At 74.6% G+C, this 14464-nt stretch carries 9 protein-coding genes and 1 pseudogene; 3 read left to right on the top strand and 7 right to left on the bottom strand.

The annotated features are described in order from the left end of the window. Window positions 1–135: 135 nt before the first annotated feature. Window positions 136–1677 carry a PucR family transcriptional regulator gene (locus ACZ4QV_RS23340; RefSeq protein WP_467763368.1) on the bottom strand — a complete coding sequence of 514 codons (1542 nt, stop codon included), beginning with the start codon at window positions 1675–1677 and terminating at the stop codon, window positions 136–138. Window positions 1678–1945: 268 nt separating this feature from the next. Between ACZ4QV_RS23340 and ACZ4QV_RS23335 the strand changes: the two genes are divergently transcribed. Further along, a complete protein-coding gene (locus ACZ4QV_RS23335; RefSeq protein ID WP_361151484.1) occupies window positions 1946–2479 on the top strand; it encodes a type 1 glutamine amidotransferase domain-containing protein in 534 nt (177 codons plus the stop codon). Between the two features lie 22 nt (window positions 2480–2501). Here the strand turns inward: ACZ4QV_RS23335 and treZ are convergent, their stop codons facing one another. Beyond that, window positions 2502–4361, bottom strand: coding sequence for a malto-oligosyltrehalose trehalohydrolase (gene treZ / locus ACZ4QV_RS23330; RefSeq protein WP_361151486.1), 1860 nt, complete (start codon window positions 4359–4361; stop codon window positions 2502–2504). A gap of 86 nt (window positions 4362–4447) precedes the next feature. After that, window positions 4448–5374: a GNAT family N-acetyltransferase gene (locus ACZ4QV_RS23325; RefSeq protein ID WP_361583274.1), complete on the bottom strand. Its 927-nt coding sequence runs from the start codon at window positions 5372–5374 to the stop codon at window positions 4448–4450. A gap of 262 nt (window positions 5375–5636) precedes the next feature. On the opposite strand from ACZ4QV_RS23325, the gene ACZ4QV_RS23320 reads away from it, so the two are divergent. Further along, the gene (locus tag ACZ4QV_RS23320) at window positions 5637–6182 is read left to right on the top strand and encodes a DUF1707 and FHA domain-containing protein (RefSeq protein ID WP_361151490.1); all 546 of its coding nucleotides are present in this window, start codon (window positions 5637–5639) and stop codon (window positions 6180–6182) included. A gap of 96 nt (window positions 6183–6278) precedes the next feature. Here the strand turns inward: ACZ4QV_RS23320 and otr(A) are convergent, their stop codons facing one another. Further along, a complete protein-coding gene (otr(A), locus tag ACZ4QV_RS23315; protein ID WP_467763367.1) occupies window positions 6279–8204 on the bottom strand; it encodes a tetracycline resistance ribosomal protection protein Otr(A) in 1926 nt (641 codons plus the stop codon). Window positions 8205–8475: 271 nt separating this feature from the next. Beyond that, entirely contained in the window at window positions 8476–9930 is a 1455-nt protein-coding gene (gene lpdA, locus ACZ4QV_RS23310) for a dihydrolipoyl dehydrogenase (RefSeq protein WP_361583280.1), read from the bottom strand. Between the two features lie 111 nt (window positions 9931–10041). Here lpdA and ACZ4QV_RS23305 point away from each other — a divergent pair, with 111 nt between their 5' ends. After that, window positions 10042–10926, top strand: a complete 885-nt coding sequence (locus tag ACZ4QV_RS23305; RefSeq protein WP_361151496.1) for a LysR family transcriptional regulator — start codon at window positions 10042–10044, stop codon at window positions 10924–10926. An 84-nt stretch (window positions 10927–11010) separates the two neighbouring features. On the opposite strand, the pseudogene ACZ4QV_RS23300 reads toward ACZ4QV_RS23305, so the two are convergent. Continuing rightward, window positions 11011–11687: pseudogene (locus ACZ4QV_RS23300) on the bottom strand (M55 family metallopeptidase); the annotation flags it as partial. A 125-nt stretch (window positions 11688–11812) separates the two neighbouring features. Beyond that, on the bottom strand, window positions 11813–14281 hold the full coding sequence (gene treY, locus ACZ4QV_RS23295; protein WP_361151501.1) for a malto-oligosyltrehalose synthase: 2469 nt from the start codon (window positions 14279–14281) through the stop codon (window positions 11813–11815). Window positions 14282–14464: the final 183 nt, after the last annotated feature.

Here is a 14464-nt window from a genome sequence, read left to right as displayed (position 1 = left end):
GACACATCCGGGCCCGGCGGAGGCCGTCGGGCCGCCCGCCCCGGCCGTCGGGACCTCATGTCCCGGTCGTCAAAACCTCCCGTCCCGGTCGCCGAAACCTCCCGTCCCGGTCGCCGAAACCTCCCGCCCCGGCCGTCAGGCCCGCCCCGCGCCGCCCTGCGGGAGGTCGCCGCCGCTCCGGATGCGGGTGGCCAGCCACAGGTCGAAACGGTCGTCGGGGTCGTCGAGACGGCGCCCGGTCAGGTCCATCGCCTTGTCGAGCCGGTTGCGTACGGTGTGCCGGTGCACGCCGAGGCGGCGGCTGGTCGCGTCCCATCCGCCACCGGTCTCCAGCCAGGCCGCGAGCGTCGTCAGCAGCTCCTCGCCGTGGTCGGTCAGGTCGAGCGGGCCGAGTACGGCGTCGGCGTAACCGTGCAGCGTACGGCGGTCGCCGAGGTCCAGGAGCAGCCGGCTGGCCGCGCTCTGCCGGGCCTCCTCGGGCACCCCGCTCGCCCGGCTGACGCCGAGCAGCCCGGCCGCCTGCCGCAGCGAGACCCGTACCGCGTCCGGCGGGGCGAGCGGGCCGATGCCCGCGGGGGAGCGCGGCGCGAACCGGCCGAGTACGTCGCGCACGTCCAGGCCCGCGCCCACCACGGCCTCGACGAGCCCGCTCTCCGCCACCTGGACCAGGCCGCCGGGCACGGCCAGCGCCAGGTCGGAGGCGATGTCGTGCGGGCCGCTGTCCGCCGGTCCGGCGGCCGGCGGCTCGACGACGACGCCGCGTACCCGGTCGTCGTGGAGCCCGGCGGCGGCCAGGATGTCGCGCGCCCGGCCCGCCGGCCCCTCCTCGTCGGACAGCAGCTCCGCGAGCAGGGCCGACCTGCGGCGCCGCTCCGGCTCGTCCATCAGGTGGCGGCGCTCCAGCTCCAGCGAGAGCAGCGAGACCAGGCCGGGGACCACGGCGCGGGCCGCCGCGTCGGGGCTGCCGGTGAGCAGCAGCAGACCGCGCAGCCGCCGGGCGCCGAGCGGCTGCACCTCCGTCTGACGGCCGTCGGCCGTGCTGGACGCGCTGCCGCGCAGACCGCGTGCGGCGACCCGTTCGACCAGGTCACGGGCGGCCACCGGGTCCGGGGGCCGCTGCCCGCCGCCCGTGGCGAGCAGCCGCCCGAGCGGATCGAGGACCGCCGCGCCGACGCCGGTGGCGGCGGTCCACTCCTCCAGCATCGGCTGCAGCCCGCTGTCCGTGGCCGCCGCGGTCAGCCGCCGCTGCGTCGCGAACGCCCGGTGCAGGACCGCTCGCTGCTCGTCGGCGCGCGCGTCGAACACAGCTTTGGTGACCGCGATGAACGGCACTTCGTCGGGGACCGTGAGCAGCGGCAGGCCCGTCTCGCGCGCCGCGTCGACCAGCGGCGCGGGGGCTTCCTGGTGCGGGAGCCCGGTGCCGAGGCCGAGCGCGAGGCAGGCGGCTCCGCCCTCGGTCACGTCGCGGACGTACGCCCGGCAGGCCGCCGGTTCCATCGGCAGCAGCAGGCCGATCGTCATCAGCAGCTCGCCGCCCTGCAGCCATTTGCCCGGGTGCAGCAGGTCGGAGACGGTCGCGGCCTCGACGGTACGGTCCAGCAGCGCGGCCGGGACGTCGTAGGTCACCGACAGGTTCAGCTCGGGGCGGGCGAGGAGGTCGGCGATACGCAGGGGCATGGACGCAGTGTCTATCAGGTGGAGCGGTGGTGGACAGCCGGGCCAGTGCAGCCGACCGGTTCATCGCTTCCCGGCACCCGCTGGCTTTTCGCTGCCGTTCGTTTGCGGCTGTCCCGTTTGCGGACCAGCCCCTCCCGGTACCCGCTGCCCTAGGACGGATCACCTCCCATTTGGCACGTTTTTGCCCGGTTGCGACCGGGGATGCGAAAAGAAGACCACAAAGGGAACACCCCTTCGTACGCAAGACGAGCGCAAAGGATGAACGGCCATGCAGGTGGCGTTTCTCGTAGCACCCGAAGGCATCGAGCAGGTCGAGCTGACCGAACCGTGGCAGGCGGTGATCGACGCGGGCGGCACCCCGAAGCTCGTCTCCACCGAGTCCGGCCGGGTCCAGGCGTTCCACCATCTGGACAAGGCGGACACCTTCCCCGTGGACCGGACCGTGGACCAGGCCCAGGTCGGCGACTTCGACGGACTGGTGCTGCCCGGCGGCGTCGCCAACCCGGACGCGCTGCGGATGAACGAGAAGGCCGTGGCGTTCGTCCGCGGCTTCTTCGACGCGGGCAAGCCGGTCGCGGCGATCTGCCACGCGCCGTGGACGCTGATCGAGGCGGACGTGGTGCGCGACCGTACGCTGACGTCCTGGCCGAGCCTGCGCACGGACGTCCGGAACGCCGGCGGCACTTGGGTGGACGAGCAGGTCAAGGTCTGCACCGGCGGCCCCAACAAGCTCATCACCAGCCGCAAGCCGGACGACCTCAAGGCGTTCTGCGACACCTTCGTAGCGGAGTTCCAGCGCTGATCCCCGCCCGGCGGGCAGCAGATCACTCCTCCCGCGCCAGCACCGCGGCCGACTCGGGCGGCAGTCTCAGGACGCCGTCCGGGCCGGCCGCCGACGCGTCCGCGTCCGGCCACGCCGCGAGCACCCGCTCCCGCGCGCTCCCGCCCGGCACCTCCGCCGTGCCGTCCCCGCCGAGGTGCACCACCACCCGCACCGGGCCGCGCCGCAGGGCCAGCCAGCGGGCCTCCTCGTCGTACGTGACCTCGGTGCGCGTCATGTCCGGATCGGTGAGCGACGGATGGGCGGCGCGCACCGCGAGCAGGGTGCGGTACCAGGCCAGCAGCGCGGCGTGCGGCGCGCGCTCCGGCTCCGACCAGTCCAGGCAGGAGCGGTCCCGTGTCGCCGGGTCCTGCGGGTCGGGGATGTCCGACTCCCGCCAGCCGTGCGCGGCGAACTCGCGGCGCCGCCCGTCGCGTACCGCCGCGGCCAGCTCCGGGTCCGTGTGGTCGGTGAAGAACTGCCACGGCGTACGGGCCGCCCACTCCTCGCCCATGAACAGCATCGGCGTGAACGGGGAGCACAGCACCAGCGCGGCCCCGCAGGCGACGAGCCCGGGGGAGAGGCCGGCGGCCTGCCGGTCCCCGAGTGCCCGGTTGCCGATCTGGTCGTGCGTCTGGGCGTAGGCCAGCAGGCGGTGGGCTTCGGTGGCGCGCCGGTCCAGCGGACTGCCGTGCCGGCGGCCACGGAAGCTGGAGTACGTACCGTCGTGGAAGAAGCCGCCGGTCAGCGTCTTGGCGAGGGCGGCGAGGGGCGCGCGGGCGAAGTCGGCGTAGTAGCCCTGCGACTCGCCGGTCAGCGCGGTGTGCAGACTGTGGTGGAAGTCGTCGTTCCACTGGGCGTGCAGGCCGTGACCGCCGTGCGCGCGCGGGGTGATGGTGCGCGGGTCGTTGAGGTCGGACTCGGCGATCAGGAAGAGCGGCCGCCGCAGGTGTGTGGAGAGCGCGTCGACGGCGGCGGACAGGTCGGCCAGGAAATGGCGGGCCCGGGTGTCCATCAGAGCGTGTACGGCATCGAGGCGCAGCCCGTCGATCCGGTAGTCCCGCAGCCAGGCGAGCGCACTCTCGATGAAGTACGCGCGGACCTCGTCCGACCCGGGCGCGTCGAGGTTGACCGCCGCGCCCCACGGCGTGTGATGGGTCTCCGTGAAGTACGGCCCGAAGGCGGGCAGATGGTTGCCGGACGGACCGAGATGGTTGTGCACGACGTCCAGGACGACGCCCAGGCCGTGCCCGTGCGCCGCGTCGACCAGCCGCTTGAGCCCGTCCGGGCCCCCGTACGGCTCGTGCACGGCCCAGGGGGCGACCCCCTCGTACCCCCACCCGTGTGTCCCGGGGAACGGACAGACCGGCATCAGCGCGAGGTGGGTGACACCCAGTCCGGCGAGGTGCGGCAGACGTTCGACGGCAGCGTCGAACGTGCCGGCCGCGGTGAACGTCCCCGGATGCAGCTCGTAGAGGACCGCGCCCGGCAGGGGACGGCCGGGCCAGGCGTGCCGCCAGACGAACCGGTCGTGCTCGACGACCGCGCTGGGCCCGTCCGGTCCGTCGGGCAGCCGGGCCGAGCGCGGGTCGGGCAGCAGCGGTCCGTCATCGAGGCGGAAGCCGTAACGGTCACCGTCACGGGCCGGTACGTCGGCCCGCCACCACCCCGCACGGCCGGGAACGCGCTCCATGGGCACGTGCTCGGCGGGAACCCGCCCCGTGCGGACGTACCCCGTCGCCGCGGCGTGTCCCGTCGTGAGGGCGAGATCCTCGTCCTCCGTCCCTTCGGCGCCCCGGCCGGGGGGCGTCACGAAATGCAGCGCGACCCGTCCGGCGTCCGGTGCCCACACCTCGAACAGCACGGCAGTCCTCCTTCGTCCGCCAGGCGGACGAAGAAGGCCCCGCCCGCTCTGCGAGCCGTGTCCGGCCCGCGGCCGGACACGGTCTCTCAGACGAAGAATGCACGCTCCTGCGTCATCGGGTAGCCCGCCTTGGCGAAAGCCGCCGCCATCGGGACGTTCGGCTGGTCCGTTTCGCCGATGATCCGAGCCGCGCCGTGCTCCGCGAGATGGCGGGTGCAGTCCACCAGCAGGTCGTAGCCGTACCCCCGGCCGCGGTGCTCCGGCACGACGCCGATGAACCCGACGACCGGCGACTGGGGATTACGGGCGGGCACGTGCAGCCCTACGGGCTCGCCGCCGCGCGCGGGTCCGGCCGTCCAGGCGACCCGCCACCAGTCACGCGGCGACGGGCACCAGCGGAAGAAGTCCAGCTCCTTCCGGGCGGCCCGCTCGACGCCGCCCTCGGCGATCGCCTGCCGGGCGTGGGCGTCCAGCGAACCGGTCTCCACGCGCCGCAGAATGTCCAGGAACACCCCGTCGTCGGGCTCGGGCCGGAACACCAGCCGCCCCGGCGGCTCCGGGAGCCCGCACGCGGGCGTCCAGGTGTAGCGGAACCGTTCGACCAGCGGTACGAGACCGGCCGCGGCCGCCACGTCCGTACGGGCACGGGCGGCGTCCCGTACCGCCGGCTGTTCCCGCCAGCGGGGCGGCAGTTGCAGGACGTACTCGGCGTGCAGGGGAGCGGTGCGCAGCAGCCGGACGGCGGCGTCCGACTCGCCCGGTGCGAAGTCCAGCCGGTCCAGGGCGACGGGCCGGGCGTCCTCCGGTCCGGCCCACCAGGCGGCCCTGGCCACCACCGCACCGTCGCGCAGCGCGACCCACGTCCACTCGGGGCGGTACTGGCCGCCCTGGGCAACCGTCGTGTAGCGGCGGCCGAACGGCAGAAGGCCCACGAGACCGGCGGTGGGATCGTCCAGCGTGTCGAACAGATACGCGTCGCTCTCGGTGAGCGCGCGGATGACCAATTCGGTCATGAGGTCCTCTCGGAAGACAGGCGATGCGCTCCCGACGGGCCGGGATCAGCCCGGAACGGCCCGGCGGGCGGAGCGGGAGCGCGGGAACGGGTACTGCGGCACGGCGCTCGCCTCCTCTCCTCGTCCGGGGCCGGCGCAGAGCGTAGCCTCGACCACCGGCGCGGCGCCACGGTTTTCCGGCAGGCACGCCCGGCCTCCCGCCGGGCTCCGCCCCGGTCCGTCCGGCTGGACACCGGCGCGCGGGCACCGGACAATCTCCGGCATGACATCGCTGGAGTTCCCGGCCCGACCGGCACGCCCGTCGGAAGCCGACCGGGAACGCGCCTTGGAACTGCTGCGCGAAGGCGCGGCGCAAGGCAGGCTGTCCCAGGACACCTTCCTGCGGCGGCTGGAGCTGGTGCTCACCGCCCGGCAGCACGCCGAACTCGCCGCGGCCACCGCCGACCTGGCCTCCCGGGGCCGGGTCGAGGGCGTCGTGCTGCGCGCGGTGGGCAAGGTGTCGTCGTTCAACATCATGGTCCGCAGGGCGTGGCGCCGCGAGCGGCTGCCGAAACTGCTGCTGCCCGCGCCGGGCCCGTTCCCCCTCCGCATAGGGCGCGCCCCCGGCTCGGGGCTGCGCCTGAACCACGACACCGTCTCACGCGCCCACGCCGAACTGCGCAGCGCGGACGGCGGCTGGTTCCTGCGCGACCTCGGCTCCACCAACGGCACCTGCGTCAACGGCCGCCGGGTGGTGGGAGAGGTACTGGTCCGCCCCGGCGACCACGTGGCGTTCGGCCGCGTGGACTACGTCCTCACGGAGGGGTAGCCGGCCGGGCCGCCACACCCCGGATCACGACGGTGCCCAGGGTGATCTCCGCGGCGTCGCGGCGCAGCGACGCCGCGGAGACCCGTCGGCAGTGCCCTAGGCGTACGACGCCCCCTGCGGCACCGGCCGGTCGCCCGCCGGTCCCGCCGGCTGGGACCACCAAGTGCCTTCGCCGCGGGTGAGACCCGGCAGCCGCCGCTCGGCGTCGGGGAGCCGGCGGGCCGGGAGGGTGCCGGTGAGGAGCCAGCGGCCGCCGGTGGCCGAGGCGTCGTCGAACTGCGCGCCCAGGGCCGCGAGATGCGCGGTGACCGGGGCGACGGTGTCGAGCGGCACCTCCGCCTCGAAGGAGTGGCACGGTTCGTACACCCGCGTACCGGCCCGGCGCAGCGCTCGCGCCAGGACGACCGGCGTGACCCCGCGGAAGTCCCCGGCCGTGCTCACCGGCCCCACGAAACCGGAACGGGTCAGCACGACCCGGCAGTCCGTGACCGCACAGCCCTGCGGCCCGCCGCGCAGCGACGCGTACACCGTGTCCTCCACCGCCTGATGGAAACCGTGCGGCAGCGCGCCCAGTTCGGTCTCGTACGCGAAGAGCGGGCCGGAGCCGCGGGGGCCGGGCTCGACACGCAGGCCGACCGTCGCCCACCAGCCCACGTGGTCACGTCCGGTGATCTCCTCGTACGCCTCGCCGGTGCCCAGCAGCCGTTCCACGCACACCACCCGGCTCGGTGCGAAGTCCGCCGCGATGCCGTGGTCCTGGAGGAGCGTGGCCGCGATGATCTCCTTCTGCACCTCCCCGTAGAGGAGGACCGAGGTGGCACCGGAGCCGGCCGGACGGGCGTGGATGAGCGGGTCCTGCTCCGCCAGCCCCAGCAACGCGGCGCGCAGCCGGGCGGCTTCCGCCGGGCGCCGGGCGCGCACCACGGTCTCCAGGGTCGGCCGGGAGAACAGCGCCTCGCCACCCGCCCGGCGCGCGCCGGGCGCTGCGTCGCCCAACCGGTCGCCGACCCGGACGCCGGGCAGGCCGCGCAGCACCGCGATGTTCCCGGCCGTCAGCGGCGCCCGGTCACCCGGCGGGCGGCCCACGACCTCCAGCGCGGTGATCCGTCCCTCGACGCGGGCGGCCGTGCCGTCCGGTTCCCGGCGGTGCAGGGTGACCGGCCCGCGCGGCCGCACCTCACCGTCGTAGAGCCGCAGGTAGGCGCTCTTCCCGCCGCCCGGCTCGCGCCGGACGGCGAAGACCGTGCCGCGCGGCGGGGCATCGGCGGTGCCGGGCACCGGCGGAATCAGCCGGGTCATGCCGTCGACGAGCGCGCCGATCCCCTGCCCGCCGATCGCCGACCCGAAATACAGCGGGTGCACCGAGCCGTCCGCGGTACGGGCGGCCAGCGCGGCCAGCAGCTCGTCGGAAGTGGGCGGCGGGCCGTCCACGGCGCGGGCGAGGATGTCGTCGTCGGCGTCGGCGAGGAGTTCGGTCAGCCGGGCCCGTGCGGCGGGCCCGTGCGCGCGCAGCGGCGTCGTCCGCGCGTCCGGGGTGCCCGCGTCGCGTACGGCGGCCATCGGGACGACGTGCGGTGCCAGGGTACGGCGAATGTCCGCCACGAGCGCGTCGGTCCGCGCCCCCGCCCGGTCGATCTTGTTGACGAACAACAGGGTGGGCAGCCGCAGCCGCCGCAACGTCTTCATCAGGACACGCGTACGCGCCTGTACGCCCTCCACGGCGGACAGGAGCAGCACGGCGCCGTCCAGTACCCCCAGGGCGCGCTCGACCTCGGCGACGAAGTCGGAGTGCCCGGGGGTGTCGATCAGATTGACCTGGACGTCACCCGCGGTGAAGGAGGCGACCGCGGAGCGGATCGTGATGCCGCGTTCACGCTCGATGGCGCCGGTGTCGGTCCGGGTGTCCCCGGCGTCCACACTGCCGAGCCGCCCGATGGCGCCGGTCGCGTACAGAAGCCGCTCGGTCAGGCTGGTCTTACCCGCGTCGACGTGGGCCAGAATGCCGATGTTCAGGGTGTGCATGGGTGGTCGAGACCTCGAGAACTGTCGTCCGGTAAGGGCGCTGAGTAGTTCCGAGGTTTCGGCGCATTCCGTTGCTCCTGCCTGAGATCCGGGGTGCGTACGGGACGTCCGTGCGCGGGCGTACGGGGCGGATCGTACGCGGTGGTGCGGGTCGTACGCGCCGATGGTGGACGTGCGGCCGGGGTGGCGCAACTCCTTTTCCGGGAGGCGGTGGGCAGGCGGGAGCCGGGCCGTGGCCGCCGGACGGCCCGCCCTGCCGGAGCGGCGCCGCTCAATGCTGATGCAGCCCCCGCCCCGCCAGCGTCAGGAACGTCTCGCCGACCGCTTCCGACAGGGTGGGATGTGCGTGGATGTGCTGGGCGACGTCGGACGGTTCGGCGTCCCAGGCCACCAGCAGTTGGCTCTCGGCGATCATTTCCGAGACGTGCGGACCGACCAGGTGGACACCGAGTACGGCCCCGGTGCCGGTGCCCTCCGCCGCCGCGACCACCTTCACCACGCCGCCCTGCCCGTGCACCATGCCCTTCGCGACCGCCGTCAGCGGCAGGGTGTTGACCCGGACGGCCAGCCCGCGTGCCCGTGCCTCGGCCTCGGTCAGGCCGACGGAGGCGGTCTGCGGGGAGGAGTACGTCACGCGCGGCACGGTCGCGTGGTCCACCGGCCGGGACGGTACGCCGGCCAGTGTCTCGGCGACCAGCAGTCCTTCGGCGAAGGAGGCGTGCGCCAGGCCGGGGGACGGGGGCGGCAGCAGATCGCCCACGACGTGGACGCCGGGTACGGCGGTCTCCAGCCGGGACCAGTCGGCGGGCGGCACGAAGCCGCGCCCGTCGGTGGCCAGGCCGGCCGCCGCCAGGTCCAGGCCGTCGGTCACCGGCACCCGGCCGACCGCGACCAGCAGCCGCTCGGCCCCGACGGTCTCCTCGCCCTCGGGCGTACGGACGGTGGCCCGCACCCCGTCGTCCGTCACGTCGGCCCCGGTCAGCACCGAGTCCGTACGGACCGTGATGCCGCGCCTCTTCAGGCCGCGCGCCAGATGGCGGCTCACCTCCTCGTCCTCCTGGGGCAGCAGCCGGCCCGCGGCCTCCACGAGTGTCACCCGGGCGCCCATCGACCGGTGGAAGGACGCGTACTCGACACCGATCGCGCCGCCGCCCAATACCAGGACGGAGCCCGGCAGCCCCGGCGCGAACAGGGCGTCGTCGCTGGTGACGACCGTACGGCCGTCGGGTACGAGGCCGGGCAGCCCGCGTGGGCGGGAGCCGGTGGCCAGGACGACGCCGCGCCGGGCGGTGAACTCCCCGCCGTCCGGGGCCTCGACGAAGGCGGAGCGCGGGCCGGTCAGGCGCGCGCTGCCGCGCACCACACGCACCCCGGCGCGCTTCAAGTGCCCTTCGACGCCCTGGTGGTTACGCGCCACGATGCCGTCGCGGGTGGCGGTCAGCGCGTCCCAGTCCACGGCGTCGAGCGTGGCCTTCACGCCCCAGCGCTCACGCGCCTCCGCGATGCCGTCCACCAGTTCCGCCGCGTGCAGCATCGCCTTGCTGGGGATGCAGCCGCGGTGCAGGCAGGTGCCGCCGACGAGGTCCCGCTCGGCGAGGACCACCCGTAGCCCGAGGGCGGCGGCCCGCAGAGCCGTGCTGTAGCCGCCGGTACCGCCACCGATGACGATCACGTCGGTCTCGCCGCCACTGTCGCTGCTGCCGCCGCCCTGCTGCGTGTCTCTCATGTGGTCAGCCTCCGCCCGCCTCCCGTCATGAGTCCAAGGCAATGTTTCCATGGGGACGATGAGAAACGTTCATGGCAGGTTGCGGAACAGGATGCAGAAGGAGCAGTCGGCGTGAGTCTGCGGCAGATGGAATATCTGGTCACGGTTGTCGGGGAAGGGTCCTTCACCCGGGCGGCCGAGCTGCTGCACGTCACCCAGTCCGCGCTGTCCCACCAGATCAAGGCCCTGGAACGGGAGGTCGGCGGCCCGCTGCTGGAACGGATGCCGCGCGGCGTCCGGCTGACGCCCATGGGCCGCGCCTACTTCCCGCACGCCGAACTCGCCGTACGCAGCGCCGAACAGGCCCGCCGGGCCGCACTCGCGACGGCCGGGGCGGAGAGCGGCGAGCTGCACATCGCGACGGTGCACGCGCACGCCGTGGGCGTGCTCCCGGAGGTCTGCGCGCGCTGGGGGCGCGAGTACGGCGGCGTGCGCCTTATCCTGCACGAATACGCCACCACCGAGGATCTGTTCGCACACATGGAGCGCGGCGTCGCCGATCTGGCGGTCGGGCCGCGGCCCGAGAAGTGGCCGGGCCCCGTCACGGTCGTGGGCGCGGAGGAGATGGTGATGGTCCTGCCGCCCGGTGACCCGCTCGCCGGGCGCGCCGCCGTCCGGATCGAGGAAGTGGCCGACCGGCCGTGGGTGCGCTGCGCGCTGGAGCCGGTCCTGGCGGGCCGGCGGTGGCTGGACGTGGAATGCGAACGGGCCGGTTTCACGCCCCGTACGGCCGTCCGTACGCAGCACACGTCCACCGCGGTACGGATGGCCACGGCCGGCGTGGGCGTCCTGATCACCGCCGCCCACGAGCTGACCGGCCTGGCCTGCACCGCCGTCCCCACCGACCCGCCGTGGCGCCGCGAGATCACCGCCTTCTCCCGAGTCCCGCCCACCGGCGCGGCCGCGCGGTTCGTCACGCTCCTCCGCGAGACCCGGGTGCCGGGCGGTGGGCGGTGAGGCCCCCGGGGGCGTGCTGGTCGGCAGTACGGCTCGGCGGTAGGGCGGCGGAAGGGCAGGGGCAGGGCTCGGCGGTACGGATCGGCAGTACGGCGCCTGGTCGGTCAGTGCAGCCGCGCCCCGCATCCACGCACCGAAGAGCCGGTACAGGTCGGTGAGCGGCCCGCGAGCCCGGACGGTCCGGCTGCCGACCGAGGTCACCCCCGGTATGGCGAGCAAGGCGACCGCCACCGAGGCGGACTGCCACGGCGACGGTGGCGACCCGGTCGTCCCACTCCCGCATCTCCGCGCAGGCCCCGTCGTCACCGGTGAGCGCCACGACGGGCACACCGAGCGCGGCGGCGGTGGCCTGCGCCGGGCCGGTCTCGCCCACGGGGCGGCCGTCCAGCCGGATGTCCTCGATCCCATGGCCCATGAAGCTGTGACTCAGCACGCCGGGCGCGCCCGCGCGTGGTGGCCGACCAGGATCATGGCGTCGTGCCCGGGGGGAGCCCTTCGAGCATTCCCATCGGTTTCGGCCTGCCCCGGATCAGACGGGCCGCCGGATGCAGGGCCTCGGGGAGCAGGTTGCGCATCGGCCCGTGCGCGTCGTTGACGATCACGTCCGCCGCGCCGGCCGCGACGGCGCCGCGGACGGCGGCGTTGACGTCCTCCGCCATCATCAGCCGCCCGGGTTCGTAGTCCCGCCCGCCGGGCTGGACGCCGTCCGCGTCGACCAGTCCGGTGACGCCTTCCATGTCGGCGCTGAGGTGGACGCGCATGAGGTGTACTCCTCGGAATCGGCGGGCCGTTGGGCAGAGGACTGCCGTCACCGACGCCTGCCGCCGAGTCCGCGGTTCCGCTCCGGAGCAGCCGCCGCTCCGGCCCGTCCGTACACGCAGGCCCCTCAGCCCTCCGCGACCAACAGCGCCACCGGATACCGTCCCAGCAGCTCGCGCAGGCACACCACGGGCCTGTGCAGCTCCCGGCCGGTGAGCAGTTCGCGCCAGCCCGCCCCTGTGCCCGCGCCCGTGCCCGCAGACTTGCTCGGCAGCGTCAGTTCCGTGTCGCGCCAGCCGCCGTCCTCGGCCAGCCGGAGGGAGAGCCGGGTGGCCACCGTCACCACCCGCCCGGCCCGGGCGAAGGCCAGGCAGTGGCCGGCTGCGGTGCCGTCGGCGTGCAGGGGGGTGTAGGTGCCCTCGGTGCCGAACCACTCGGGGTGGCTCCGCCGCAGGCGCAGGGCCGTCGCGGTCAGCAGCAGCTTTTCGGCGGACAGGTCCTGCGGTTCCGCGCCGTCGTCGAGTTCGGTGAGCAGGTCGGCGCGGAGCCGGGGCGGGCGGCGGTTGTCGGGGTCTACCAGGGCGTTGTACTCGGTCTCGGTGCCCTGGTACAGGTCGGGTACGCCGGGCATGGTCAGGTGCAGCAGGGCCGCGCCGAGCACGTTGGCACGGATGTACGGCGCGAGTCCGGTGGCCAGTTCGGTCAGCGAGGACGCCGCCGGTCCGCACGGGCCGGCGCGCAGGAAGTCGCCGACCGCCTCCTCGTACCCGGTGTCCTGGTCCGTCCAGGACGTGTGCAGCCCCGCTTCGCGTACCGCCTTCAGCACCGACGGGATCAGCCGTTCGGCGGACGGCCTGCCGAGGCCGAAGGCGGTCTGCCAGGCCACCCACGCCAGGTGCTGGTCCGGCGGCTGCGGCCCCTCGCTCCCGGCGGACACCCGGCGCAGCAGTTCCCGCCACCGGTCCGGGCATTCGGTCAGGACGGCGATCCGCGCCCGCACGTCGGCGCTGCGCTTGGTGTCGTGGGTGGAGAGCACCGTCGAGGTCAGCGGCCAGTCCCGCTGGACGCGGGCGCAGTACGCGTGGAAGGTGTCCACGCCCACCGTCGGCGCCCCCGGGTCGGCGCCGACCTCGCAGGCCGACAGCAGCGGCACGTAGCGGTAGAAGGCGGTGTCCTCCACGGACTTGGCGCGCAGCGCGGAGGAGGTCTGGGCGAAGCGTGCGGCGAAATCCGCGCAGTCCGGGCCGTTGCCGAGCAGACCCAGCGCCAGGTCGCGCACCAGGTCCACGGCCAGCGCCTCCTCCGGCGCGCGGAAGACCGTACGCGCCCGCGCGGCGGCCTCGGCCAGCATCGCCGCGTCCTGCTCGCCACGCTGCGCGTCGCGCACTCCGGCGCCGTCGGTGGCGTACGGGCGGTAGACGGGCAGCCGGACCAGCAGTTCGCGGACGGCGGTGCGCAGCGCCCAGGGCGCGTGGTCGCCCTGGTGGGACGCCCGGTCGCTGATCCGGCCCGCGGTGCGCACCAGCCGTTCGACCTCGGCGGCGAGGTCGTGGGTGACCACTTCGTAGGCGGCGCGGCGGACGGTTTCCTCCCAGTCGCCGCCCGCGTCCGCGAGCGGGGCGACGAAGTCGCGGTAGACGCTGAACAGGCGCCCGGAGCCGAGCGGGCAGACGAACAGGCCGTCCAGGTGGCGCAGCGCGTCGTAGCCGGTGGTGCCCGCGCACCGCCAGCCGCGCGGCAGCTTCTCCCGACCGGTCAGGATCTTCTCGGCCACCGTCCAGCGGCCGCCGGTGGCGGCCTGCAGCCGGGCGAGGTAGTCGCCGGGGGCGGCCAGGCCGTCCGGGTGATCGATGCGCAGCCCGTCGACGACACCGTCGCGCATCAGCCGCAGGAGCGTGGTGTGGGTCGCCTCGAAGACCTCCTCGTCCTCGACCCGTACGCCGATCAGCTCCGAGATGGTGAAGAACCGCCGGTAGTTGATCTCGCTGCGGGCCAGCCGCCACCAGGCGAGGCGGTACCACTGGGCGTCCAGCAGGCGGGGCAGCGGAAGCTGCTCGGTGCCGGGCCTGATGGGGAAGGCGTGGTCGTGGTAGCGCAGCACGTCGCCGTCGACCCGGATGTTCCCCAGTTCGTCGCCCAGCCGCCCGCCCAGCACCGGCAGCAGCACCCGTCCGCCGTGCCCGCCGTCCCAGTCGATGTCGAACCAGCGGGCGTACGGGGACGAGGGGCCGTCCCGCAGCACCGCCCACAGCGGTGCGTTGAGCGACTCCGGCGCCGGGACGGCCATGTGGTTGGGCACGGTGTCCACCACCAGCCGCAGTCCGTGCGCCGCGGCCGTCGCGGCCAGCGCGCGCAGGCCCTCCTCGCCGCCCAGCTCGGCCCGTACCTCCGAGTGGTCCACCACGTCGTAGCCGTGTGTGGACCCGGGCACCGCCTCCAGCACGGGGGAGAGGTGGAGGTGTGAGACGCCCAGCGCGGCGAGGTACGGCACGGCCTTCTCGGCCGTGGCGAAGGGCAGGTCCGGCTGGAGCTGGAGCCGGTAGGTGGCGGTGGGGGGCGCAGTGGCGGTGGGTGGCGCACTGGAATCGGCCGTCATGGGAACACCCGTACCCGCCGGACGGCCTGTTGTTTCACCGGCCCGGCCGCGAGGGGCGCACCGGACGGGAGCCGTTCGTGCCCGCCCCGGCCCGCCCCGGGGCGGGGTGCCGCCGTACGGAGGCATGGCCGGGACCTGCGCGAACTGACCGTCGCGGAGCAGGGGCACGCGTACTACGCCGTA

The sequence above is a fragment of the Streptomyces sp. NPDC026394 genome (genome assembly GCF_055567735.1).
This window is presented reverse-complemented; position numbering and strand designations above follow the sequence as displayed.